24 protein-coding genes and 1 pseudogene are annotated in these 24,462 nt (G+C 63.6%); 18 read left to right on the top strand and 7 right to left on the bottom strand.

The window, feature by feature from the left end; translation table 11 throughout:
- Positions 1-154 precede the first annotated feature (154 nt).
- The 7 genes from X738_RS61850 to X738_RS61820 all read left to right on the top strand — a co-directional run bounded on the left by X738_RS61850 (position 155) and on the right by X738_RS61820 (position 8,453).
- Positions 155-2,338, top strand: coding sequence for a primosomal protein N' (locus X738_RS61850; protein WP_023800089.1), 2,184 nt, complete (start codon positions 155-157; stop codon positions 2,336-2,338).
- 292 nt (positions 2,339-2,630) lie between these two features.
- Complete coding sequence (locus X738_RS61845; protein ID WP_023800088.1) at positions 2,631-3,026, top strand: AGROH133_08824 family phage infection protein; 396 nt, start codon at positions 2,631-2,633, stop codon at positions 3,024-3,026.
- A gap of 246 nt (positions 3,027-3,272) precedes the next feature.
- Entirely contained in the window at positions 3,273-3,833 is a 561-nt protein-coding gene (locus X738_RS61840) for a F0F1 ATP synthase subunit delta (RefSeq protein WP_023800087.1), read from the top strand.
- The gene (atpA, locus tag X738_RS61835) at positions 3,833-5,362 is read left to right on the top strand and encodes a F0F1 ATP synthase subunit alpha (protein ID WP_023800086.1); all 1,530 of its coding nucleotides are present in this window, start codon (positions 3,833-3,835) and stop codon (positions 5,360-5,362) included. Before X738_RS61840 ends, atpA begins: the two co-directional genes overlap by 1 nt.
- A gap of 34 nt (positions 5,363-5,396) precedes the next feature.
- Positions 5,397-6,281, top strand: coding sequence for a F0F1 ATP synthase subunit gamma (locus X738_RS61830; protein ID WP_023800085.1), 885 nt, complete (start codon positions 5,397-5,399; stop codon positions 6,279-6,281).
- 72 nt (positions 6,282-6,353) lie between these two features.
- On the top strand, positions 6,354-7,937 hold the full coding sequence (gene atpD / locus X738_RS61825) for a F0F1 ATP synthase subunit beta (protein WP_023800084.1): 1,584 nt from the start codon (positions 6,354-6,356) through the stop codon (positions 7,935-7,937).
- A 108-nt stretch (positions 7,938-8,045) separates the two neighbouring features.
- On the top strand, positions 8,046-8,453 hold the full coding sequence (locus X738_RS61820) for a F0F1 ATP synthase subunit epsilon (RefSeq protein WP_023800083.1): 408 nt from the start codon (positions 8,046-8,048) through the stop codon (positions 8,451-8,453).
- A gap of 219 nt (positions 8,454-8,672) precedes the next feature.
- Here the strand turns inward: X738_RS61820 and X738_RS61815 are convergent, their stop codons facing one another.
- Positions 8,673-10,157: a mannitol dehydrogenase family protein gene (locus X738_RS61815; protein WP_023800082.1), complete on the bottom strand. Its 1,485-nt coding sequence runs from the start codon at positions 10,155-10,157 to the stop codon at positions 8,673-8,675.
- Between the two features lie 176 nt (positions 10,158-10,333).
- Between X738_RS61815 and uxaC the strand changes: the two genes are divergently transcribed.
- From uxaC to recQ, 9 genes are all read left to right on the top strand, one after another.
- Complete coding sequence (gene uxaC, locus X738_RS61810) at positions 10,334-11,743, top strand: glucuronate isomerase (protein ID WP_023800081.1); 1,410 nt, start codon at positions 10,334-10,336, stop codon at positions 11,741-11,743.
- 36 nt (positions 11,744-11,779) lie between these two features.
- Positions 11,780-12,757: a TRAP transporter substrate-binding protein gene (locus X738_RS61805; RefSeq protein ID WP_023800080.1), complete on the top strand. Its 978-nt coding sequence runs from the start codon at positions 11,780-11,782 to the stop codon at positions 12,755-12,757.
- Between the two features lie 100 nt (positions 12,758-12,857).
- On the top strand, positions 12,858-13,385 hold the full coding sequence (locus X738_RS61800; protein WP_031255309.1) for a TRAP transporter small permease: 528 nt from the start codon (positions 12,858-12,860) through the stop codon (positions 13,383-13,385).
- Between the two features lie 4 nt (positions 13,386-13,389).
- Positions 13,390-14,670 carry a TRAP transporter large permease gene (locus X738_RS61795; protein ID WP_023800078.1) on the top strand — a complete coding sequence of 427 codons (1,281 nt, stop codon included), beginning with the start codon at positions 13,390-13,392 and terminating at the stop codon, positions 14,668-14,670.
- Positions 14,671-14,679: 9 nt separating this feature from the next.
- On the top strand, positions 14,680-15,456 hold the full coding sequence (locus X738_RS61790; RefSeq protein ID WP_023800077.1) for a FadR/GntR family transcriptional regulator: 777 nt from the start codon (positions 14,680-14,682) through the stop codon (positions 15,454-15,456).
- Between the two features lie 27 nt (positions 15,457-15,483).
- Entirely contained in the window at positions 15,484-16,341 is an 858-nt protein-coding gene (gene kduI / locus X738_RS61785) for a 5-dehydro-4-deoxy-D-glucuronate isomerase (RefSeq protein WP_023800076.1), read from the top strand.
- The gene (kduD, locus tag X738_RS61780) at positions 16,338-17,105 is read left to right on the top strand and encodes a 2-dehydro-3-deoxy-D-gluconate 5-dehydrogenase KduD (RefSeq protein ID WP_023800075.1); all 768 of its coding nucleotides are present in this window, start codon (positions 16,338-16,340) and stop codon (positions 17,103-17,105) included. The genes kduI and kduD overlap by 4 nt, the downstream gene beginning before the upstream one ends.
- A 28-nt stretch (positions 17,106-17,133) precedes the next feature.
- Positions 17,134-17,472: a cupin domain-containing protein gene (locus X738_RS61775; RefSeq protein ID WP_023800074.1), complete on the top strand. Its 339-nt coding sequence runs from the start codon at positions 17,134-17,136 to the stop codon at positions 17,470-17,472.
- Positions 17,473-17,898: 426 nt separating this feature from the next.
- Positions 17,899-19,743 carry a DNA helicase RecQ gene (gene recQ, locus X738_RS61770; RefSeq protein WP_023800073.1) on the top strand — a complete coding sequence of 615 codons (1,845 nt, stop codon included), beginning with the start codon at positions 17,899-17,901 and terminating at the stop codon, positions 19,741-19,743.
- Positions 19,744-19,779: 36 nt separating this feature from the next.
- Here recQ and X738_RS89090 read toward each other — a convergent pair whose 3' ends face one another.
- Complete coding sequence (locus X738_RS89090) at positions 19,780-20,088, bottom strand: YecA family protein (RefSeq protein WP_023800072.1); 309 nt, start codon at positions 20,086-20,088, stop codon at positions 19,780-19,782.
- Here X738_RS89090 and X738_RS61760 point away from each other — a divergent pair.
- Positions 20,087-20,332, top strand: a complete 246-nt coding sequence (locus X738_RS61760) for a type II toxin-antitoxin system PemK/MazF family toxin (RefSeq protein ID WP_023800071.1) — start codon at positions 20,087-20,089, stop codon at positions 20,330-20,332. The two genes, X738_RS89090 and X738_RS61760, sit on opposite strands and share 2 nt — an antisense overlap.
- Before the next feature lie 104 nt (positions 20,333-20,436).
- Here X738_RS61760 and X738_RS61755 read toward each other — a convergent pair whose 3' ends face one another.
- Both X738_RS61755 and X738_RS61750 read right to left on the bottom strand, forming a co-directional pair.
- Positions 20,437-20,760 carry a hypothetical protein gene (locus X738_RS61755; protein WP_023800070.1) on the bottom strand — a complete coding sequence of 108 codons (324 nt, stop codon included), beginning with the start codon at positions 20,758-20,760 and terminating at the stop codon, positions 20,437-20,439.
- A gap of 78 nt (positions 20,761-20,838) precedes the next feature.
- Positions 20,839-21,732: an alpha/beta fold hydrolase gene (locus X738_RS61750; protein WP_023800069.1), complete on the bottom strand. Its 894-nt coding sequence runs from the start codon at positions 21,730-21,732 to the stop codon at positions 20,839-20,841.
- Positions 21,733-21,920: 188 nt separating this feature from the next.
- Between X738_RS61750 and X738_RS61745 the strand changes: the two genes are divergently transcribed.
- The gene (locus X738_RS61745) at positions 21,921-22,901 is read left to right on the top strand and encodes a Tim44 domain-containing protein (RefSeq protein WP_023800068.1); all 981 of its coding nucleotides are present in this window, start codon (positions 21,921-21,923) and stop codon (positions 22,899-22,901) included.
- 121 nt (positions 22,902-23,022) lie between these two features.
- Here X738_RS61745 and X738_RS88405 read toward each other — a convergent pair whose 3' ends face one another.
- The 3 genes and pseudogenes from X738_RS88405 to X738_RS61735 form a co-directional block, all read right to left on the bottom strand.
- Positions 23,023-23,400: a LysR substrate-binding domain-containing protein gene (locus X738_RS88405; RefSeq protein WP_280808928.1), complete on the bottom strand. Its 378-nt coding sequence runs from the start codon at positions 23,398-23,400 to the stop codon at positions 23,023-23,025.
- A gap of 89 nt (positions 23,401-23,489) precedes the next feature.
- Positions 23,490-23,915 (bottom strand): annotated as a pseudogene (locus X738_RS88400) (LysR family transcriptional regulator); the annotation flags it as partial.
- 134 nt (positions 23,916-24,049) lie between these two features.
- Positions 24,050-24,460 carry a cyclophilin-like fold protein gene (locus X738_RS61735; RefSeq protein ID WP_023800065.1) on the bottom strand — a complete coding sequence of 137 codons (411 nt, stop codon included), beginning with the start codon at positions 24,458-24,460 and terminating at the stop codon, positions 24,050-24,052.
- Between the last annotated feature and the right edge of the window lie 2 nt (positions 24,461-24,462).

Raw genomic sequence — 24,462 nt, 5'->3', positions numbered from 1 at the left:
CGAAAATCGAATCGATTTCGGAAGCACGATGCGAGGTTTAAAGTTCTAGAGCGTACTTTGTGCGTCCGGATGGACGCACGTCGCTCTAGTGCGTGTCATGCACATTTGGGGTCGGACTTTGATCTAGACCAAAGTCGGGGCAAGGTCACGCCTCATGATCGAAGATTCGCCCTTTGTCGCGGCCGCACCGGTGCTGGTGCCGATGCCCGCCGAGCGCCCCTACACCTATGCCGTGCCCGCCGGCATGCGCGTGGTGCCGGGCTCGATCGTGCGCGTTCCGCTCGGCCCGCGCCAGGTCGCCGGCATCGTCTGGGACGGAGCCGTCGAAAAGGTCGATGCCAAAAAACTGCGCCCGATCGAGCAGGTCTTCGACTGCCCGCCCATCGACCGCGCTATGCGCCGCTTCGTCGACTGGATCGCGCAATACACGCTGTCGCCGCCCGGCATGGTGGCGCGTATGCTGCTGCGGACGCCGGAGGCCTTCGACCCGGAACCGTGGATCGAAGGGCTGCAACGCACCTTGGCCAGACCCGACCGTGTGACGGATGCGAGGATGCGCGTGCTGGAGACAGCCGAAGGCGGGCTCGCCTGGACGCGGTCCGGGCTGGCGCATGCGGCCGGCGTGTCGTCGACGGTGATCGACGGGCTGAAGGCGCAAGGCGTGTTCGAGACCGTCATGATCCCGCCGCGACCGGTGGTCGCAGCACCCGACCCAGGCTACGCCCAGCCATCGCTGATGCCGGACCAGCGCGATGCAGCCGAGATGCTGCACAGCAATGTCGCGGCCGGCGCATTCGGCGTCACGCTGCTCGACGGGGTGACCGGATCGGGCAAGACCGAGGTCTATTTCGAGGCGGTGTCGGCGGCGCTCGACCGCGGCAAGCAGGTGCTGATCCTGCTGCCGGAGATCGCGCTGACCCACGCCTTCCTCGAGCGCTTCCAGGAACGGTTCGGCGCCAAGCCGGCCGAATGGCACTCGGACCTGCCGCCAAGGATGCGCGAGCGTGTCTGGCGGCAGGTGGCGGAGGGTGGCGTGCGCGTCGTTGCCGGCGCGCGTTCGGCGCTGTTTTTGCCGTTCAGGGAGCTTGGGCTGATCGTCGTCGACGAGGAGCACGACCCCGCCTACAAGCAGGAAGACCGCGTCTTCTACAATGCCCGCGACATGGCGGTGGTGCGCGGCCACATCGGCGGCTTTCCGGTCGTGCTCGCCTCGGCGACACCGTCGGTCGAAAGCCGGGTCAATGCGAGCCAAGGCCGCTATAGCAGGGCGGTGCTTTCGGCGCGCTTTGCCGAGGCGGCGCTTCCCGACCTGAAGACGATCGACATGCGCCGCGCCCCGCCGGCACGCGGCGGCTTCCTGTCGCCGGTGCTGCTTGGCCATATGCGCCAGACACTGGAGAAGAAGGAACAGTCACTGCTGTTCCTCAACCGGCGCGGCTATGCGCCGCTGACGCTGTGCCGGGTCTGCGGCCATCGCTTCGGTTGCCCGGTCTGCTCGGCCTGGCTGGTCGAGCACCGCTTTCGCGGCCAGCTCGTCTGCCACCATTGCGGGCACAATGAGCGGCGGCCCGAGGCCTGCCCGGAATGCGGCACGCTCGACCATCTGGTCGCCTGCGGGCCGGGCGTCGAGCGCATCGCCGAAGAGGTCGTCGCGCATTTCCCCGACGCCCGCACCATCGTCCTGTCGTCCGACCTGATGGGCGGCGTGCGGCGGCTGAGGCTGGAGCTTGAAGCCATCGCAAATGGCGAGGCCGACATCGTCATCGGCACGCAGCTCGTCGCCAAGGGCCACAATTTCCCCAACATGACACTGGTTGGCGTGGTCGACGCCGACCTCGGCCTGGCCAATGGCGATCCGCGCGCCGCCGAACGCACCTTCCAGCTACTCAGCCAGGTGACCGGCCGCGCCGGCCGCACCGGCAAGAAGAGCCTTGGCCTGCTGCAGACCTTCCAGCCCGACCACCCGGTCATGCGGGCGATCGTCTCCGGCGACGCCGAGGCTTTTTACGAGCGCGAAATCGCTGAGCGCGAGCGGGCGGTGCTGCCGCCTTTCGGCCGGCTCGCCGGCGTCATCGTCAGTGCTGCGACGCGGGCGGAAGCGGAGGGCCATGCGCGGGGTTTGCGGCGCGCCGCACCTCAGGCCGCCGATCTGTTCGTGCTCGGCCCGGCCGAGGCGCCGCTGTCGCTGATCGGCGGCCGCCATCGCTTTCGCCTGCTGATCCAGGGCGAGCGGCGCGCCGACATGCAAGGGTTCATCCGCACCATGCTGGCCGAGGGACCGAAGCTGCGGGGCTCGGTGCGCGTGCAGGTCGACATCGACCCGCAGAGCTTTTTGTGAGGCGTTTGGAGTTAGTCTAGTCGGCCGCAGGCGGGTCTTGCAATATATTCCAGCACCACACCTCGAGCGCCTCACTCCCTGTGTGGTCTCATGTGGTCATAATGCATAGCGTTCCATAAAGGAGGAGCAGCCCGTCATGAAGCTCTTGGTACGACGCGCATCCATACCGAGGCGGCGGTCGTGTTCGCGTTGGACTGATGCGCGCCCGTAATTCGTGACGCGCATCTGGCGCATGGCTCTTGCTTCGCTAGAATGCCCGAAATTTCGAAACAGCCATTTGCGAGGGGACAGTATGGAATTTGCGTTTCCGTGGCCGATGAGCCAGGGCGAGTGGCTGGCGTGGTCGAGCGCCGTCGTGACCTTGCTGTTCGGGCTGATGTTGTTCCTGGCGCCGGCACTGGCTTTCCGGATACTCAGACTGCAGGTCAAGCCCGAAAAGGCGGCGGCGATCGCCGAAGGGCGCGGCAGGATGTCAGGCTTCTATCTCGGCGTCGGCCTGTGCTGCATTCTGCTGGCGCAACCGCTGCTCTACATGGCGCTTGGCTTTTCCTGGCTGTTCACCGCCTTCGGTCGCCTGCTGTCGATGATGTCGGACAGCGCCAACACACCTTTCAACTGGGCGTCCATCGTGGTCGAACTGGTGCTGGCGGCGCTGCCGCTTGCCTTCGCTTTCGGCTTTGTGCCTTGAATCAAAGGCTAATTCGGGACCGGCGGTCGAACCGCGCCGCCGGATGCGACAATAGTGCCTGAAAACCATGCGGGGCGACGCATTGCGGTCTTAAAATGCCTGTGCTAGACGGCAATCGACTTTCGGCCGGGGATAGCGGAAGCCGCGTCTTCGTGCTTGGAAAAATGCAGTAAGGTCAAAGATTTAGCCAGAGTTTTCGCTCGCGCCAATAATCTGCGGCCTGTCAGACAAGAGAAAAGACGGTCCGTGGCCCAATCGTCATCGCCAATCTCAGGTGTCGCAGAGCGCTATGCGGGTTCGCTGTTCGAGCTCGCGCTCCAGGCGAATTCGGTCGGCCAGGTCGAGGCCGACCTCAACAGTTTCGCGGCGATGCTCGAAGGCAGTGCTGATCTGACCCGCCTGATCAATAGCCCGGTGTTCTCCAGCGAGGACCAGGCCAAGGCCATTGCGGCGATCGCCGACAAGGCAGGGATCACCGGCCTCACCGGCAATTTCCTGCGCGTCGTCGCCCAGAACCGCCGTCTGTTCGCCATTCCCGGCATGATCAAGGCATTCCGCCAGATCGCCGCCGAGCATCGTGGCGAGACCGCCGCTGAAGTGACCTCGGCGCATGCGCTGACCGACGCCCAGCAAACCGAGCTGAAGGCGGCGCTGAAAAGCGTTGCCGGCAAGGATGTCGCGATCACCGTGACCGTCGATCCGTCGTTGCTCGGCGGGCTGGTGGTCAAGATAGGCTCGCGCCAGATCGATACGTCGCTCAAAACCAAACTCAATTCGCTCAAGCTTGCACTGAAAGAGGTCGGCTGATGGACATCCGCGCCGCGGAAATTTCCGCAATTCTGAAAGACCAGATCAAGAATTTCGGCAAGGAGGCCGAGGTCTCCGAAGTCGGCCAGGTTCTGTCCGTCGGTGACGGCATCGCCCGCGTCTACGGCCTCGACAATGTCCAGGCCGGCGAGATGGTCGAATTCCCCGGCGGCATCCGCGGCATGGCGCTCAATCTCGAAGCTGACAATGTCGGCGTCGTCATCTTCGGCGCCGACCGAGACATCAAGGAAGGCGATATCGTCAAGCGCACCGGCGCCATCGTCGATACGCCGGTCGGCATGGGCCTGCTCGGCCGCGTCGTCGATGCGCTCGGCAACCCGATCGACGGCAAGGGCCCGATCCAGGCGACCGAGCGCAAGCGCGTCGACGTCAAGGCGCCCGGCATCATTCCGCGCAAATCGGTGAACGAGCCGATGTCGACCGGCCTCAAGGCCATCGATGCGCTGATCCCGGTCGGCCGCGGCCAGCGCGAGCTGGTCATCGGCGATCGCCAGACCGGCAAGACCGCGATCATCCTCGACACAATGCTCAACCAGAAATCGGTGCACGAGCACGGCCCGGAGAAGGAAAAGCTCTACTGCGTCTACGTCGCCGTCGGCCAGAAGCGCTCGACCGTTGCGCAGTTCGTGAAAGTTCTCGAAGAGCGCGGCGCGCTCGATTATTCGATCATCATCGCCGCCACCGCTTCCGATCCGGCGCCGATGCAGTTCCTGGCGCCGTTCACCGCCTGCACGATGGGCGAATATTTCCGCGACAACGGCATGCACGCGCTGATCAGCTACGACGATCTGTCGAAGCAGGCCGTCGCCTATCGCCAGATGTCGCTGCTGCTGCGCCGCCCGCCTGGCCGCGAAGCCTATCCGGGCGACGTCTTCTACCTTCATTCGCGCCTGCTGGAGCGGGCCGCCAAGCTCAATGACGACAATGGCGGCGGCTCGTTGACGGCTCTGCCGATCATCGAGACCCAGGCCAACGACGTGTCGGCCTATATCCCGACCAACGTCATCTCGATCACCGACGGCCAGATCTTCCTGGAAACCAATCTGTTCTTCCAGGGCGTCCGCCCGGCGGTCAATGTCGGCCTGTCGGTGTCGCGCGTCGGCTCCTCGGCGCAGATCAAGGCGATGAAGCAGGTCGCCGGCTCCATCAAGGGCGAGCTCGCGCAGTACCGCGAAATGGCGGCCTTCGCCCAGTTCGGCTCCGACCTCGACGCCGCGACGCAGCGCCTGCTCAACCGCGGTGCACGCCTGACCGAACTCCTGAAGCAGCCGCAGTTCTCGCCGCTCAGGGTCGAAGAACAGGTCGCGGTGATCTTCGCCGGCGTCAACGGCTATCTCGACAAGTTGGCGATCGACCAGGTCAGCAAATTCGAGCATGGCTTGCTCAGCCACATGCGCTCGGCCGGCAAGGAGGTGCTCGACGGCATCCGCAAGGAGAAGGCGCTGTCGGACGATCTGCGCGCCAAGCTGAAGGCGGAGATCGACACCTTCGCCAAGACCTTTGCTTGAACGACGGCCGGACGGACGGGATCAGGTTTGAAGCATGCCTTCACTAAAAGACCTTCGTAACCGTATCGCCTCGGTCAAGGCGACGCAGAAGATCACCAAGGCGATGCAGATGGTCGCCGCGGCGAAGCTGCGCCGCGCGCAGGAGGCTGCGGAAGCAGCGCGCCCCTATTCGGAGCGCATGGGCGCGGTGCTGGCCAACATCACCCAGGCGATCGGCGGCGGCGGCGAGGCCCCGGCGCTGATGACCGGCACCGGCAAGGACGACGTGCATCTGCTCGTCGTCTGCACCGCCGAGCGTGGTCTGTGCGGCGGCTTCAATTCGCAGATCGCACGCCTTGCCCGCGACCACATCCGCAAGCTTTTGGCCGACGGGAAACAGGTCAAGATCATCTGCGTCGGCAAGAAGGGGTTCGACATCCTGCGTCGCGACTATGCGGCGCTGATCCTCGAGCGCGTCGACTTGCGCGAGGTGAAGACGCTGGGCTTCGTCAATGCCGATGGCATTGCCAAGAAGGTCATCCAGCTCTTCAACGAGGGCGGCTTCGACATCTGCACGCTGTTTTACTCGCAGTTCAAATCGGTGATCAGCCAGATCCCGACAACCCAGCAGATCATCCCGGCAGGCGTGCCTACCGCTACCGCCGAAGCGACGGACGGCGGCAGTGCCGTCTATGAATACGAGCCGGAGCCGGGCGAAATCCTCTCCGATCTCATTCCGCGCAACATTTCCGTACAGGTTTTTCGCGCCCTGCTCGAAAACGCCGCCGGCGAGATGGGCGCCAAGATGAGCGCCATGGACAATGCGACGCGTAACGCAGGCGACATGATCAACAAATTGTCGATCACCTACAACCGCCAGCGGCAGGCGCAGATCACCAAGGAATTGATCGAAATCATTTCGGGCGCCGAGGCGCTCTAGGCGCGCTCCCATGAAGGTCGGCGACCTTCAGGCGGATCGCGTGAGAAACAAAGAGACGAAAGGGTAAAGACGATGGCGAAAGCAGCGACCCCCCAGAAGGCGGCCCCGAAGACCGCCGCGACGGCGGCAGCACCGGCACAGGCTCCGGCAGTGGCAGCGAAGGCGGCTCCGGCCAAGAAGGCGGCAGCGCCCGCCAAGGCTGCCGCGGCGAAGGCGCCGACCGTTGCCATCAACAAGACCGGCTTGGCCGGCAAGGTTCGCCAGGTCATCGGCGCCGTTGTCGACGTGCAGTTCGGCGAACATCTGCCGGCGATCCTGAACGCCCTGGAAACGTCCAATGTCGGCAATCGTCTCGTGCTCGAGGTGGCTCAGCATCTCGGCGAGAACACGGTGCGCTGCATCGCCATGGACTCGACCGAAGGTCTGGTTCGCGGCCAGGACGTCTATGACACCGGCGCGCCGATCACCGTGCCGGTCGGTCCGGGCATGCTCGGCCGCATCATCAACGTCATCGGCGAGCCGGTCGACGAGGCAGGCCCGGTCGACGGCATCGAGATGCGCTCCATCCACCAGCCGGCGCCGACCTATGTCGAGCAGTCGACGGAAGCACAAATCCTGGTCACCGGCATCAAGGTTCTCGACCTGCTGGCACCCTATGCCCGCGGCGGCAAGATCGGCCTGTTCGGCGGCGCCGGCGTCGGCAAGACGGTGCTGATCCAGGAATTGATCAACAACGTCGCCAAGGCGCATGGCGGCTTCTCGGTGTTCGCCGGCGTCGGTGAGCGCACCCGCGAAGGCAACGATCTCTATCATGAGTTCATCGAGTCCGGCGTCAACAAGAAGGGCGGCGGCGAAGGATCCAAGGCGGCGCTCGTCTATGGCCAGATGAACGAGCCGCCGGGCGCGCGCGCCCGCGTCGGGCTGACCGGCCTGACTGTTGCCGAATATTTCCGCGACCAGGGCCAGGACGTGCTGTTCTTCGTCGACAACATCTTCCGCTTCACGCAGGCGGGCTCCGAAGTGTCGGCGCTGCTCGGCCGTATCCCCTCGGCCGTGGGCTATCAGCCGACGCTGGCCACCGACATGGGCGCGCTGCAGGAGCGCATCACGACGACGACCAAGGGCTCGATCACCTCGGTGCAGGCTATCTACGTGCCGGCCGACGATCTAACCGACCCGGCGCCGGCGACCTCGTTCGCCCACCTTGACGCGACGACCGTGCTCAACCGCGCGATCTCGGAAAAGGGCATCTATCCGGCCGTCGATCCGCTCGATTCGACCTCGCGCATGCTCGACCCGATGGTCGTCGGCGAAGAGCACTACCAGGTCGCCCGCCAGGTGCAGTCGATCCTGCAGCGCTACAAGTCGCTGCAGGACATCATCGCCATCCTGGGCATGGACGAGCTGTCGGAAGAGGACAAGCAGACGGTGGCCCGCGCCCGCAAGATCGAGCGCTTCCTGTCGCAGCCCTTCTTCGTCGCCGAAGTGTTCACCGGCGCGCCGGGCAAGCTGGTCGATCTCGCCGACACCATCAAGGGCTTCAAGGGCCTCTGCAACGGCGACTACGACCACCTGCCGGAAGCCGCCTTCTACATGGTCGGCGGCATCGAAGAAGCGGTCGAGAAGGCACAGCGCCTGGCGGCCGAAGCGGCGTGATTGGTGAATAGTGAATTGTGAATGGGGAGCAGCGGACAGGAAATCGAGGCTGAGTGAAGGTCTTTCGGACCATTCACCATTCACCATTCACCATTCGCTGAGTTGATCATGCCTGAAGCTTTCAAATTCGAACTGGTCTCGCCGGAGCGCCTGCTGGTTTCCGAGCAGGTCGAATCCGTCGTCATTCCCGGCGCCGAAGGCGAAATGACCGTCATGGCCCATCACGCGCCGGTCATGACCACGATCAAGGCCGGCGTCGTCACGGTGAAGACCGCAGAAGGCAAGGCAGAGCGCTACGTCGTGTTCGGCGGCTTTGCCGACATTGTTCCGGCCGGCTGCACGCTGCTGGCCGAATCGGCTGTAGCCGTCGGCGACATCGACCGCGCCGACCTCACCCGCCGTATCCAGGAAGCCAGGGAAGACGTCGCCGACGCCAAGGACGACGAGACGCGCAGCAAGGCCGAGCAGTTCCTTAGCCAGCTCACCACACTCGAAGGCGCGATTTTGCCGGCATAGGGCGGGGCGCCCTCTTGCCTTCTCCCCTTGTGGGAGAAGGTGGATTGGCGCGCAGCGCCAAGACGGAAGAGGGCTGTTGGACGGAGTGCTGTCGGCGCCAAGCTGGAGCACCCCTCATCCGACCTCGCTTCGCGAGGCCACCTTCTCCCACAAGGGGAGAAGGTAAGTGCCTCAGCCCGTTCGCGATCTACCGCGCGCATGGCGCGTTGCAGGCCGGCCTCAGAGCTTTTCGCCCTCAATGCCCAGCGCTGTGAAAGCAGCAGCCACGCCGCCCTGGCGCAGGCGTTCGAGATGGGCGGCCGCGAGGTCGATCAGCGTCAGGCGCTCGGCACCGCCCTTGGCGAAGCCGGCCAGGTCGAACACCGCCACCACCGCTTCGCCAGCCGACAGATGCCGAGTGTCGAGTGCGGCCAAAGCCAAGTCGAGCGGGTCGGTGAAGTGGTTTTCCGGCAAGGCTTTGCCGCGCGCCTCGCAAGCCGCGATCCAGGCGGCCACCACCAGCATCAGATAGGCGGGCGGGGCACCGTTACTCATCCGCTCCATTGCCGAGGCAATGATGCGCTGAGGCAGTTTCTGGCTGCCATCATTGGCGATCTGCGCCGTCCGATGGGCGAGCGCGGTGTTCGAATAACGCTTGGCGAGCTGGGCCGTGTAGTCGGTCGTGTCGAGCCCGGCGTCTTTCGGCAGTGTCGTGATCGCCTCGGCCCACAATCCGTCGACGAATTGCCGGATCGCCGGATCGGCGAAGGCGCGGTCGACCGTCTCATAGCCGCTGAGCAGGCCAAGATAGGCGATCGCCGAATGCGAGCCGTTGAGCAGGCGCAGTTTCATGTCCTCGAACGGCCCGACGTCACCGACCATGGTGACGCCGAACCTTTCCCAGGCCGGCCTGCCCGCCGGGAAATCGTCTTCGACCACCCATTGGCAGAACGGCTCGGTCATGACAGGCCAGGCGTCGACGACGCCGAGCTGGCCCGATATCCGTGCCCGGTCGGCATCGGTGGTCGCCGGCACGATGCGATCGACCATGCTCGACGGAAATGCCACCTCGTCAGCGATGTGGCGGGCGAGATCGGTACCGCGCAAAGCGCCGAATTCGACCAGCAGCCGGCGCAGCGTGGCGCCATTGGCAGGGAGATTGTCGCAGCACAGCACGGTGAATGGCTGGATACCGGCGACGCGGCGGCGCGCAAGCGATTCGGCCAGAAAACCATGCGCCGTCCGCGGCATTTGCGGGTTGGCCAAATCGTGGACGATGTCGGGATGGGCTGTGTCCAGTCCGCCACCCGCCGCCCTGAGATAGGCTTTTTCGGTGATCGTCAGTGTGACGATGGCGGTGCGCGGATCAGTCAGCGCGGCCAGCACCGCACCGGGATCTTCCGGCGCCACCAGCATCGACAGGATCGAGCCGACGACGCGCAGGCTTTCGCTGTCGCTGCTCCTGACCGCCAGCGTGTAAAGTCCGTCCTGCGGCGCCAGCGCGTCGCGTGTGTCGGCGCTTCGCAGCGAGACGCCGACAACGCCCCAATCCGTCTCTCCTGCCTCCAGGCAGTCGTCGACATAGGCTGCCTGATGGGCGCGGTGGAATGCGCCGACGCCGAGATGGACGATGCCGGGTACGACACGGCTGCGGTCGTATCCGGGGACCGCGACCGAGGCCGGCAATGCCTGCCGCGTGCTGTTGGAAAGGCGTCTGTCTGTCATCGTGCGATGGGTCTGATCGAGCTCGTGCCGGGCGTGGCAGGCATGCGGCGTAACATCCGTTTCGTTCCCGCACAATGGGCTGGCGTTGCGTTAAAGTCATCATACAACAATCTATTTTTTGTATGTTGACATTATTTCTTTCCGACCCTACCGATGGCCGGGTTGGGAGGAACGAGGTGGCCGCATTGACCGATCCGGATCTGCTGTTTCCGTCGGAGGCCCGTCCGCTGTCGTTCGCCCGCCATCTTTACGCAGCTGTCAAGGATCTGCCGATCGTCAGCCCGCACGGTCACACCGATCCGCGCTGGTATGCGCTCAACGAGGCGTTTTCCGATCCAGCGCAATTGCTTGTTGTGCCGGACCATTACATCTTCCGCATGTTGTTCAGCCAGGGCGTCCGGCTCGAGGATCTCGGCGTGCCAACGCTCGACGGCTCACCGGTGGAGACCGATGGCAGAACGATCTGGCGGCGCTTCGCCGAGCACTATTATCTGTTCCGCGGCACGCCGACGCGGCTGTGGTTCGACCATGTGCTTGCCCATCTGTTCGGCATCGAAGAGCCGCTGACGGCCGCAACCGCCGACGGCCATTACGACTCGATCTCGTCCTTGCTGCAGTGGGAGAATTTTCGCCCGCGAGCCCTGTTCGAGCGCTTCAACATCGAGGTCATCGCGACGACCGAAGGCGCGCTCGACGATCTCAGATGGCACCAGATGATCCGCGACAGCGGCTGGGAGGGCCGCGTCGTCACCGCCTACCGGCCGGACGCCGTCGTCGATCCCGATTTCGAAGGGTTTTCTGCCAATCTCGATCGGCTCGGCGACATCACCGGCTGCGACACCGGCAGCTGGGTCGGCTATCTCGATGCGCATCGCCAGAGAAGGGCCTTCTTCAAAAGTTTTGGCGCGACCGCGTCGGATCACGGCCATCCGACAGCGGAGACCGCCAATCTGTCGGATGCCGCCGCGCAGGAGCTGTTCAACCGCATCCGCCGGGGCTCGGACGACGAGCGTGAGCGAAAACTGTTTCGCGCCCAGATGGTGACCGAGATGGCCAAGATGAGCCGCGACGATGGGCTCGTCCTGCAGATCCATCCCGGCTCCTGGCGCAATCATTCGCCTGCCGTCTTCCACAAGTTCGGCAGGGACAAGGGTTTCGATATCCCGACCAGAACCGACTATGTGACGGCGCTGAAGCCGCTGCTCGATTGCGTCGGGCTGGAGCGCGACGTCACCGTCATCCTCTTCACGCTCGATGAGACCAGCTATGCGCGCGAACTGGCGCCGCTCGCCGGCGTCTATCCGGCGCTGAAGCTCGGGCCGGCCTGGTGGTTCCACGACAGCCCGGAGGGCATGCGCCGGTTCCGCGAGATGACCACCGAGACAGCCGGCTTCTACAACACCGTCGGCTTCAACGACGACACCCGCGCCTTTCCATCCATCCCGGCTCGCCACGATGTGGCGCGTCGGGTCGATTGCGCCTTTCTTGCGCGTCTCGTCGCCGAGCACCGGCTCCGCGAGGACGAGGCGCACGAGCTGGCGCAGGAACTTGCCTATACGCTCGCGAAAAAGGCGTACCGGCTCTAACGGCGCTTGCCGCCATCGTTCAAACGGGAGGAACCAATGCTGCATTTTTCTAGACTGGCGGGAGCTACGCTACTGGCCGCCGCACTGATGGCCGGAACGGCAAGCGCCCAGACGGTCCTGCGCTCGTCCGACACGCACCCGGACGGCTATCCGACGGTCGAGGCTGTCAAATATTTTGGCGAGCTGGTGAAGGAGCGTACGGCCGGCCGCTATTCGGTCGATGTCTATCATTCCGCGCAACTCGGCGAGGAAAAGGACACGATCGAGCAGGTGCGCTCCGGCGTGATCGACCTCAACCGCGTCTCGATGGCGCCGTTCAACGGACTCATCCCCGAAACCACCGTGCCCTCGCTGCCCTACATCTTCCGCTCGGAAGACCATATGCACAAGGTCATGGACGGACCAGTCGGCGACCAGATCGCGGCGGCGTTCGAACAGGTCGGGCTGGTGCTGCTCGCCTTTTATGACGGCGGCGCGCGCTCCTTCTACAATTCGAAGAAGCCGATCAACACTGTCGCCGATATGGCCGGCTTGAAATTCCGCGTCATCCAGTCCGACATCTTCGTCGACATGGTGGCCGCACTCGGCGCCAACGCGACGCCGATGCCGTATGGCGAGGTGTATTCGGCGATCGAAACCGGGGTCATCGACGGCGCGGAGAACAATTTTCCGAGCTACGACACCGCCAAGCATGCGGAAGTCGCCAAGCACTATTCGCTCGACGAGCACACGATGGTGCCGGAAGCCTTTGTCATGGCGAAGTCGAGCTGGGACAAGCTGACGCCGGAACACCAGGCGATCGTCAAAGCGGCCGCCAAGGAAAGCGTCGCCAAGCAGCGTGAGCTGTGGGCCGCCAAGGTCAAGGAATCGCGTGCCAAGGTCGAGGCGGCCGGTTCGCAGATCACGACGCCGGACAAGCAGCCCTTCATCGACGCGATGGGACCGGTCTACGAAAAGCACGTCAAGGACGACAAGCTGAAGGCGATGGTCGAAGCCATTAGGGCCGTGCAGTGATCAGCGGCGGCGCGGGCATTCCGCGCCGCCCCTCTTGCGGAGAGAACCAGTGACCTCCAGCTCAGAACAGAGACCGTCCCTGTCCGGCATCGCGCGCGTGATGTCGCGCGTCAGCACGGCGGCGCTGTGGATCGCCGGCATCGGGCTGGTGCTGATGACCGCTTTCGTCGCCTGGCAGGTGTTCGGCCGCTATGTTCTGAACCGCTCGCCGAGCTGGACCGAGCAGGGCTCGGTGATGCTGATGAGCTGGTTCATTTTCCTCGGCGCTGCCGTCGGGGTGCGCGAGAACTATCACCTCGGCTTCGACGTCCTGCTCTACGTGCTGCCGAAAGGCGGAAAGCGTTGGCTGAGGATGATCTCGGATCTCGTCGCGCTCGCCTTCGGCATCGGCATGATCTGGTATGGCAGCCAGCTGGTCGCGCTGACCTGGGGCGCCACCTTGCCGTCGCTCGGCATATCGGGGGGCTGGGACTACGTCCCGCTTGTCGCGGGAGGCGTGCTCATCGTGCTGTTCACGCTGGAGCGCATCGTGCTTCGCCTCTCCGGTGCGCCGATCGACGATGCCCTCGACGAATTGCCGCCGGCGGAAGTCGCAGCCGAACTCGACACAGCCAACGTGAAGGTCTGACGCCATGGAACTCTGGATACTTTTTGGCGTCTTCACCGTCCTGATGCTCATCGGCACGCCAATCGCTTTCTGCCTCGGCGTCGCAAGCTTTGCCACCGTTCTCTATATGGGCCTGCCGCCGCTCATCGTGTTCCAGCGCCTGAATTCCGGCATGAGCGTCTTTTCGCTGCTGGCCATTCCGTTTTTCATCTACGCCGGCGACCTGATGGTGCGCGGCGGCATCGCCAGCAAGATCGTTGCCTTCGCCGGCTCGCTGGTCGGCCACATGCGCGGCGGCCTCGGGCAGGTCAATATCGCGACCGCTACACTGTTCGGCGGCATTTCGGGCTCCGCCGTGGCGGAGGCCGCGGCGGTCGGCGGCTTGATGATCCCGCAGATGAAGGCGCGTGGCTATGGAGCGGATTACGCCGTCAACGTCACCTCGATGGCGGCGCTGATCGCGCTGCTGCTGCCGCCGTCGCACAACATGATCATCTACTCGATCTCGGCAGGCGGAAAGATCTCCATCGCCGACCTGTTCACCGCCGGCATCATCCCGGGCCTGCTGTTGGCCCTGGCGCTGATGATCACCGCCTACTTCGTGGCGCGCTCGCGAGGCTATCCGACCGAGCCGTTTCCTGGCTTCGCCGCCGTCGCGCATCTCTTCGCCGTCGCGGTGCCAGGCCTGCTGCTGATCGCGATCATCTTCGGCGGCGTGCGATCGGGCGTTTTCACGGCCACAGAGAGTTCCTGCATCGCCGTCATCTATGCGTTGCTCGTGACTGTCCTGGTCTACCGGCAGATGACCTGGGAAGGTTTCGTTCATGCCACCCATGGCGCTGTGCGCACCACGGCCATGGTGCTGCTCATCATCGGCATGGCAGCGGCGTTCTCGTGGTTGATGGCCTTCCTCAAAGTGCCGGCAGCGCTGATAGCCTCGATGAACGCGATCTCGGAGGATCCGCTGGTCGTGCTGCTCCTGCTCAACCTCTTGATGCTGTTCCTCGGCACCTTCATGGACATGGGGCCGACGATCATCATCTGCACGCCGATCTTCCTGCCCGTGGCGCAGGCCTACGGCGTCGATCCGGTGCATTTCGGTGTCATCATGATCCTCAACTTCGGCATCGGGCTGAACACGCCGCCGGTGGGCGCAGTGCAGTTCGTGGCGTGCGCGGTGGGCAAGATATCCGTCTGGGAAGCGATGCGCTCGATCTGGCCGTTCTATGGGGCCGGCATCGTGGTGCTGGGGCTCGTCACTTACATTCCGGCCATCTCGCTATGGTTGCCGAGCGTCTTCAAATAGGGGCTGGCAATGGCATCGGATATGGCAATCAACCTGAAGGTCGAACGCAAGCCCAAGCTGTCGGAGACCGTGGTCGCGGCGATCCGCAAGCAGTTGCAGGCGGGCGAGATCCAGCCAGGCCAAAAGCTGCCGACCGAGGGTCGGCTGACCGAAACCTTCGGGGTCAGCCGCACCGTCATCCGCGAAGCGCTGGCCAAGCTTGCCGCCGACGGTCTGGTCGAGCCGCGCCAGGGCGCCGGGGTCTTCGTCACCGAGCACATCTCGACGATGTTCGGCACGCTGGCTGCGGACATCGGCAGCAAGGATTCGATCGCGCTCAACGTCCTGGAGGTGCGCCTGGCGATCGAGATCGAATCCGCCGGGCTGGCCGCTATCCGTCGCAATGCCGCGCAGGAAGCGGCGATCCAGGAGGCGTTCTTCGAGTTCGAGCGGCTGCTGTTGAACAGCGAGCCGACTGGTCCGGCCGACCTCGCCTTCCACCGGGCGATCGCCAGCGCCACCAACAATCCGTTCTATGTCGAGATGCTCGACGTGCTCGGCCGGCGCGCCATTCCTTGCGACGTGACATCGCCGTGGTCGACAGAACTCGCCCAATCCGACGCCTATCAGCGCGGCCTGCAAGACGAGCATCTGGTGATCCTGAACGCCATTACATCAGGCGATGCCGAGTCGGCGCGCGAAGCGATGCGCGCGCATCTCAGCGCCAGCCAGCAGCGCTATCGCGAGCGCCTGCACGCACGCCAGATTTTTTATGCCGATTCGGTCAAGGCCGCGGCAACCGAATGACCAATGAGGCAGCCCAATGGGACAGCAATGAATCACACTGACAATCACACCGACTTCACCTCGCGCTTCGCCATCGACCCTGTTACCGCCGCGGCGATGGGGACGGACGAGCTCCGCCACAACTTTCTGATCGAAGGCTTGTTTCAGCTCGGCCGCATCGGCCTGACCTATACGCATTACGACCGCATGATCGTTGGCGGCGCCATGCCTGCCGGGACACCGCTTTCGCTGCAGGCGATCAAGCCGACCGGAACAATGAACTTTCTCGATCGCCGCGAAATGATCGCCGTCAACATCGGCGGCGCCGGCATCGTGAAAGTCGGCGGCCAGTCCTACGAGCTGCAGCCCCGCGACATGCTGTATCTCGGCATGGGCGCCAACGAAGTGTCGTTCGCCTCAGTCAATCCAGCCGAGTCGGCCAAGTTCTATCTGCTCAGCGCGCCGGCGCATCAGAGCCATCCCAGCCAGCTGATCCGCATCGGCGATGCCAAGCGGCTCGACCTCGGCAGTCAGGCGACCTGCAACGAGCGCTCGATCTTCCAGTTCATCCATGCCCAGGGTGTGAAGACCTGCCAACTCGTCGTCGGCATGACCCAACTCGCCCCAGGCTCGGTCTGGAACACCATGCCGTGCCATGTGCATGACCGCCGCATGGAGGCTTATCTCTATTTCGACCTGCCGGAGACGGCGCGGGTGCTTCATTTCATGGGCGAGCCGGACGAGACACGCCATCTCGTCATGCGCAACGAGGAAGCGGTGCTGTCGCCGGGCTGGTCGATCCATTCGGGCGCCGGCACCTCCAACTACGCCTTCATCTGGGCGATGGCCGGCGACAATGTCGACTATACGGATGTCGATCCGGTAGCGATGGAAGAGCTGCGATGAGCGACCTCTCGGCTTTCAGTCTGGCCGGCAAGCGCATTCTCGTCACCGGCGCCAACACCGGCATTGGCCAAGGCATCGTCCTGTCGATCGCGCGCGCCGGTGGTGCGGTGGTCGGCGTCGGCCGCTCTGCAATGGATGAGACCGCGGAAAAGATCGGCACATCGGGCGGCCGCTTCGAGGCGGTGCGCTGCGATCTTGTCGACCACGCCGCCGCCCAGGCGATGCTCGATCGCGTCTGGGACGAAACCGGGCCGCTCGACGGGCTGGTCAACAATGCCGGCATCATCCGGCGCGCCGACGCTGTCGATTTGGGGCAAGCCGATTGGGACGATGTCATGGACGTCAACCTGAAGACGGTGTTTTTTCTCAGCCAGAGCTTTGCCCGGCGCGTGCTTGCCGATCCCGAACGGCGCGGCAAGATCGTCAACATCGCCTCGGTGCTGAGCTTCCAGGGCGGCATCCGCGTCGCCTCCTACACCGCCTCGAAACACGGCGTGCTCGGCATCACCCGGTTGCTCGCCTGCGAATGGGCGTCGAAAGGCATCAACGTCAACAGTATTGCGCCCGGCTACATCGAAACCAACAACACCGAGGCGCTGCGTGCCGACCCCGACCGCAGCACCGCCATTCTGGCGCGCATTCCAGCCGGGCGCTGGGGCGGACCGGAAGACATCGGCGACGCTGCCGTCTTCCTGCTGGCGCCGGCGTCAAACTACATGCATGGCGCGGTGGTGCCGGTGGACGGCGGCTGGCTGGCGCGATGAGGCGCATGCCCATAACGAGGATGTGGCGATGACCGGAACGAAGATCTTTGCGCATGCCGGCGAGGGCGTGTGGACGCCGACCCCGGATGGCAACCGCAGGCGTGTGCTGCTGCACACGGACGAATTGATGATGGTCGAGTTCGGTTTCGACAAGGGCGGTGTCGGCGCGCTGCATTCGCACCCGCATGTCCAGGCGAGCTATGTCGCCGAGGGCCGCTTCGAGGTCACCATCGACGGCACGACCGAGATCCTGGAAACGGGAAGCAGCTTCATCGTCCCTTCCAACCTGATCCACGGCGTCAAGGCGCTCGAGGCCGGCCGCCTCATCGACAGCTTTACCCCGCACCGCGCCGATTTCCTCGTCTGACAGTACGAGAACGCCCGCAGGTCACTACGAAGCGGCAGCCGATCTCGGAAGCAAAAAGCCCGCGCCTCCGGAGAGACGCGGGCGTGTGCCTGGGCGCTTGTGGCGCCGCGGTACTCAAAACATCACCGCAGGACCTGAACCTGCCGAATCATGGTGAAGATAGGATTAATCGGCCCGAGCCGTTGCGCGATATTCACAGCCAAAGTGAATAGAGGCTGGAATCACGCTCGCATATCCGCCAATGAGGAGGATAACTTTCAGACGGAAAGGACGGGGACTGGACTTGAGGAGCGTTCGAATGTCCGAATCGGCTGTCCAAGCGGTCACCCGACGATTCGCCAGGGAGCTTTGGCAGGTCACGTCGCCGCTGACTCGGGCCGTTCCCCCAATGCCTTTTCGGGCAGCGCCGATCATAGAAATTCCCTGATGCAGGCAGCGGCGGCGAGCGTCCCGGCGGAGGATCCCAAGCGGCGCGTCCTGAAGGACGTGTTCGGCTTCGACGATTTTCGTCCCGGCCAGGACGCCGTGACGGAGGCGCTGCTGGCCGGGCGTCATGTGCTGGCCGTCATGCCGACCGGCGCCGGCAAATCACTCTGCTACCAGGTCCCGGCGCTGGTCCTGGGCGGTCTCACCATTGTCGTTTCGCCGCTGGTGGCGCTGATGCAGGACCAGGTCGCCGCATTGCGTCTTGCCGGCGTGGCCGCCGATACGATCAATTCCTCGCTCGACCGCGATGCCAATGTCGCCGCATGGCGCCGCGTCGCGGCGGGCCAGACGCGCCTGCTCTATCTTGCACCGGAGCGGCTGATGACCGCGCGGATGATCGAGGCGCTAGCCAGGCTCGACATCCGGCTGATCGCTGTCGACGAGGCGCATTGCATCTCCCAATGGGGGCCGTCTTTCCGGCGCGAATATGAAGAGTTGTCGCGGCTGCGCGACATTTTCCCTGATGTGCCGATCATTGCGCTGACGGCGACAGCGGACGAGGCGACGCGCACCGACATCGCCGGACAATTGTTCGCCGGGCGTGTCGAAACCCTGGTGCTGGGCTTCGACCGGCCGAACATCAAGCTTGGGGTCGAGGCCAAGCAGGACAGCAAGCGCCAATTGCTGGGCTTCGTGCAGCGTCATGCCGGCCGCAGCGGGATCGTCTATTGCCTGTCGCGCAAGAAGACGGAAGAGATGGCGGCGTTCCTCGAGAAGAACGGCGTGCGCGCCCTGGCCTATCATGCCGGCATGAGCAAGGAGGCGCGTGAAGCAAATCAAAACGCTTTCATGACCCTGTCGGGCGTGGTGATGGTGGCGACCATCGCCTTCGGCATGGGGATCGACAAGCCTGACGTCGCCTATGTCTTCCACACCGACCTGCCGGGCAGCCTCGAAGCCTATTATCAGGAAATCGGCCGCGCCGGCCGCGACGGGCGGGCTGCCGAGGCACATATGCTCTTCGGTCTCGGCGACATTCGCATGCGGCGGCTTTTCATCGACGACGAGGACGCGCCGGCGGAGCATAAAAGGCGCGCGCATGGCCGGCTCGATACGCTGATCGGCTATTGCGAAACGGCCCAGTGCCGTCGCCAGATCCTGCTTGGCTATTTCGGCGAACCAGCAATGCCTTGCGGCAATTGCGACAACTGCCTCGACCAGACGCCGCATTCGGATGGCGAGGCGGAGGCACGGATCGTCTTCGCGGCCATCGCGCAGACCGGCGAGCGTTTTGGCGCCGCCCATATCGTCGATGTTCTGCTCGGCCATGAAACCGAGAAGGTCCTGGCCAGGAACCACCAAAGGCTTGCCAGCTTCGGGACCGGTGTGGCGCGCAAGAAGGATGTCTGGCAGTCGCTCATCCGCCAGCTCGTCGCGGGAGGGTTTGTGACTTTTGACTCAGGCGGCCATGGCGGCCTTGCCATCGCCGAAAAGGGCCGTGAGCTGGCCCGTGGCGAGGTCCCGTTCCGGTATCGCGTAGAGGTGCGGAACCGCGCGGCACGAGACAAGACTCGTCCCACCCCGAATGCTGCCGCGGGCACGGAAGACCTGGATACCGCGCTCTTGGCCACGCTCAAGGCGGTTCGACTGCGTCTCGCCCGGGAGTGCCAGGTGCCGGCCTTCGTCATCTTCTCCGATCGCACGCTGATCGACATGGCCGAACGCTGCCCGCGCGACCTCGACGCCTTCGCCGCAGTCAATGGCGTCGGCGCCGCAAAACTCAGGGAATTCGGCGAGATCTTCCTCGGCGCAATCGCTGCGCACCAATCCCGTGGATCGGCCTGAGACAGCCAAGGATCAAGTCCGCGGTGCTGCATCAGGTCAATTTGCGAGACAGCATTTCTTCGCTTTCTTGCCGCTGCCACAGGGACATGGGTCATTTCGTCCGACATGGCGCAAAGGATTTGTGACCAGCGCTGTCAGGCTCGGCAACTCGTCGAGCCAGGTCTTTTCAGGCAAGGGCGATTGCCGATCTTCCTCGTCAGGAAACCCTGCATGGCGGCTCCATTCCAACGCTTCAAGCACATCGTCGATATAGTCGAGACCGGCACGCCTGAATCGGTCCTCGATATCGTTCGGGCTTTGCTCGGCTGCCAGGAGATCGTCTTCGAAATCACTGAGTTCAAGCATGCCCAATGGGACGCGGCCGTCGTCCGACGAGACGGACGCGCCATTGTTCCGTCTGTCCGTCGAACCGAACGAGCGCAACGGGCTGCTCACCGTCTGCCGACTGATGGTGGACAAGATCACCACGGTCCCAAAGTCCAAGATCGGCGCAAATATCGGGCGGTTAGACGACGCGGACATCCTGCGCCTCAATCAGGCCGTTATCGTTTTCCTCGGCTTGGCCGTGTCGCCGAGACTGAAGCCGTGACGGTGAGGATGACAGAATCCACGGAGCCGTCGAGCCTCGGCTGTAATACTGCGAAATCGATCATTTTCAGCCTTCGGCAGCAGGCTCTCACACCGATGCCGCAATCAGCACCTGCTTCGTCTCACAGCTGCGATCGCAGCCTCCTGCTGCTGCAATTGCTCGATTTTCGCGTTCTGGCGGACTGTGACGGTAGTGGCGACACGCCGGACTCCCCATAGCCAGTTCGGAATGTTGGTTTTCGCGACTTTGCCCCGGGTGATCGCTGTCGCCGACAGCTCCTTGGCGACTTCGCCCATGGCCACGTTGAGTTCGACGCAACTCATCCTGTCGTATTTCGCGGCATCAAAGGATGCATGGAAGGGCGATGCGCAACCTCCGACAAACACGATGCTGCATATCAGGGATATGGCTGGCGAGATGGCTTTCATTTTATCAAGCAGATTTGACGCCGGAGGGGCGAATGAGGCATGTGAAGCTCTACAACACTCTGCCCTGGGCGTCATTCCCTATTCAACCTCGAAGAATTTCGAGAGAGCCGCTGCGGTCTGGTGAGGGTGCTCTTCTGGAAAGAAGTGCCCGCCCGGAACGGGACCTCCTTCAACTCTGTCGGCCCATTTCCTCCAGATAGCCAGCGGTCCGCCTTCCTCCGCATACCAGGTCTCGAGGCCGCCCTGGCTACTCCACAGTGCCAGGAGCGGACACTTGATGCGACGACCGTTTATCTGGTCCAGCGCGTCATGTTCACGATCGATCGTGGCAGCGGCCCGATACTCTTCGCAAATCGCATGAATATGAACGGGATCCCGAAGCGCCTTGACATAGGCCTCCCTGATCGTTGCAGAGAACATTTCTGCCGGCGATCCCCACTGCACAATCGCATTGTCGACGATGGCATCGGGCGCCGCGCCGATCAGTCGCTCCGGCAGCGGTTCCGGTTGCGCAAGCAGGCTCCAGGGCCAGAATCGGAGAGCCAGTCTGGCATCCGCCCTGTCCCACGCGGCGGCGGTCGGGATGACGTCGAGGACCGCGACCTTGGATATCTCATCGGGGTGATCGAGTGCCAGGCGATAGGCGACCCGCCCGCCGCGGTCATGTCCGGCAACCATGAACCGCTCAAACCCCAACTGCTGCATGACTTGAACCATGTCTGCGGCCATGGCGCGTTTGGCGTATGGGCTATGCTCGGCCGAGGAGACCGGGCAGCCGCTTTGCCCATAGCCGCGAAGATCGGCGGCGACGACTGTGAAGCGGGGCGCCAGGGCCGCGGCAATATCCCTCCACATCAGATGCGTTTCTGGAAAACCATGAAGCAGCAGCAGCGGCGGACCGGTTCCGCCGACCCTTGCGAAAATGGTCGTGTCGTCCAGTTGCAAGCTGGTGGCCCTGAAACCTGCAAACACCGTTTTTCTCCTCGGTGTGCCTCAGGCGACAACGCACAAGGTGGCAGAAGGATCACGGTCGGCTGCTTTGCTGAATTTGTGGCGGTCCTGGAATTCTCCTCAATTGCCAGGTACGGAAGCTGCGGCCACTGATATTTCGATCGGCGCACCCCATATAGCGCCAAAGTGTCGCTTGAGGATTTGCCATGATGATTTCGCGTTCGAGCCGGTTTGCCGTTTTGTTTGCAGGACTGTTCCTGGCTTTTTCCATGGTCACGGCCGATTACGCGGAGGCGCGGCGTGGCGGCAGCTTCGGCAGCCGCGGCACGCGCACGTTCCAGTCGGTCCCGCCGACCAGGACGGCGCCACAGCCGGCCGCGCCGGTCGAGCGCTCGATGACGCCCAACACCGCAACGAACAATGCGGCGCGCCAGAGACCGGCAGCCCAACGACCAGGGATCTTCAGCGGCCTCGGCGGTTCGATGATGCGCGGCCTGCTGCTCGGCGGTCTGATCGGACTTCTTTTGGGCCAGGGGTTCGGCGGCTTGGCTGGCATGTTGGGCCTGCTGCTGCAAGGACTGCTGATCGGCGGCGCGATCATGCTGATCATCCGCTTTTTCCGGTCGCAATCGGCACGCAACCAAGCGCCTGCCATGGCCGGTGTTCCGCGGAGCATGGGCAATTTTGGGCGAAACGCGGCAGCCCAGCGCGAGGCGGACAACGTCACATCTTTCCCCATTCCAGGCATCGGGTCTGGCTTTGGCCGGACGGCTCCAGCCAACGATCAAATTACGATGACGCCGGCCGATCTCGATACATTCCAGCAGCGGTTGACCGAAGTTCAGGAAGCGTTCGGGCGTGAAGACCATGCTGGCTTGCGCCGGCTGGCGACCCCCGAGATGGTGTCGTACCTGTCCGAAGAACTTGCCGACAATGCCAAGAACGGCATCAGGAACGAGGTGTCGAACGTCAGCCTGCTGGAGGCCGATATTGCGGAGAGCTGGCGGGAAGATGATCGTGACTACGCGACGGCTGCCCTGCGCTACGAGTCTCTTGACGTAATGCGCGATCGCGCCAGCGGCAAGATCGTCGCCGGCGAAGCCGATCGGCCGACGGAAACAACCGAACTGTGGACCTTCACGCGCCAGAACGGCGGCGACTGGAAGCTGGCGGCAATACAGCAGCCCTGACCGTTATGCTGCAGCCTCGGCGGTTCACGTCATCTGGCGAGCCATGATGTATGGACGGTTGTCGTCGCCCTCTTTGCGGGGCTTTCAGTGGCAAGAACGTCGAAGCCCGCGGCATCGATAGTCAGTCGCGATGGCGCAGCGCATCGACCAGGGCAACGAAAGCAGGCGAGGATTGCCGGCGGCTCGGATAATAGAGATGGTAGCCATCCCAATAGGGCGACCATCCTTCCAGGGCCCGCGCCAGCCGCCCTTTGGCGATGTGGGGAAGGGCCATTTCTTCCGGAACATAGCCGAGGCCGCGGCCGGCCAGCGCGGCGTCCAGGACATGAAAGATGTTGTTGAAGACGAGCTGCCCATCGACGCGAATTTTGATCTCGCGGCCGTTCTCCTCGAACTCCCACACATAAGGGCCCCGGACGTTGGAAAACGGTAGTTGATGCAATTGTGCTGCACGAGATCCTGCGGCTTCTCCGGCGCGGGATGCTCGGCAAAGTAGGATTCTTCGCCGACGACCGCGAAGCGGAAATCCGGTCCGATGCGAGCCGAGATCATGTCTTTCGCAAGCTGTTCGCCCATGCGGATCCCGGCGTCAAAGCGCTCCGTCACGATGTCGGTGAGGCCGTTGTCGAGCAGGAGTTCGACCTTGATGTCGGGATATTTCGGGAGAAAGCGTTTCAGCTTGGGCCAAAGGATGCTGCTGATTGCATAGTCGGGCGCTGACAGCCGGATGGTTCCAGCGGGCTTTTCCCTCAGTTCGTTCAGGGCATCGACCTCGATTTCGATCTGGTCAAAGTGCGGCCCAATCCGCTGCAAAAGCCTCTCTCCCGCCTCGGTGGGAGCCACCGCGCGGGTCGTGCGGGTGAGCAGGCGAACGCCAAGGCGCGCTTCGAGTTGACGGATGGTGTGGCTTAGCGCCGATTGCGATATGCCGAACCGGGCTGCGGCGCGCGTAAAGCTACGCTCCCGAGCAACAGCCAGGAACGCGAGCAGATCATTGACATTCTGCCGCGACACTCATGAATCCTTGTGATAGCCAGAACTCGATTATACCGGATAAATCGAAGGCGAACACAGAGACTTCATTGAGCGGCAGCTATTCAATCCGCCGCTCGCCCCCGGCGACTAACTACGAGCGGATTGCGCAGGTTTCAGTCGGCGCGTTCAACGCGGATGGTGACCGGACCGGGACGGTCAAAGATCGAGACATCGCCAGTGACCTGCCCGAGCCTGATGATGCCAGGCGCCGGGAGGCGACCGCTCCGATAGTAGATCACGAAATGATCGGAACTCCACAACCCAAGCGTGCCGGCAGAGAAGTCGCGCTGCCGCGCCAGCTCGGGCAAGGCGGAAGGCAGATTGCCGGTCTTTTCCTGGCGCAGATGATCGGACATCTCGATCGTAAGCGGCAGCATCTGCGCCAGAGATCTTGCGGCCTCGTTATCGGCGAGATCGGCTGTGACCTCGCCCCAATCCGAAAAAATGCGAATGCGTTCTTGAGCCATGGCAGATCCAAGCGTTCCGAGTGCAATAACAGCGGCGTTCAGCAACAGTTTCAGCATGC

It is taken from the genome of Mesorhizobium sp. L48C026A00, assembly GCF_000502375.1.
GTDB classification, from domain to species: Bacteria; Pseudomonadota; Alphaproteobacteria; order Rhizobiales; family Rhizobiaceae; genus Mesorhizobium; species Mesorhizobium muleiense.
Note: the sequence above shows the minus strand (reverse complement) of the source record. Positions and strands in the feature narration are given on the sequence as shown.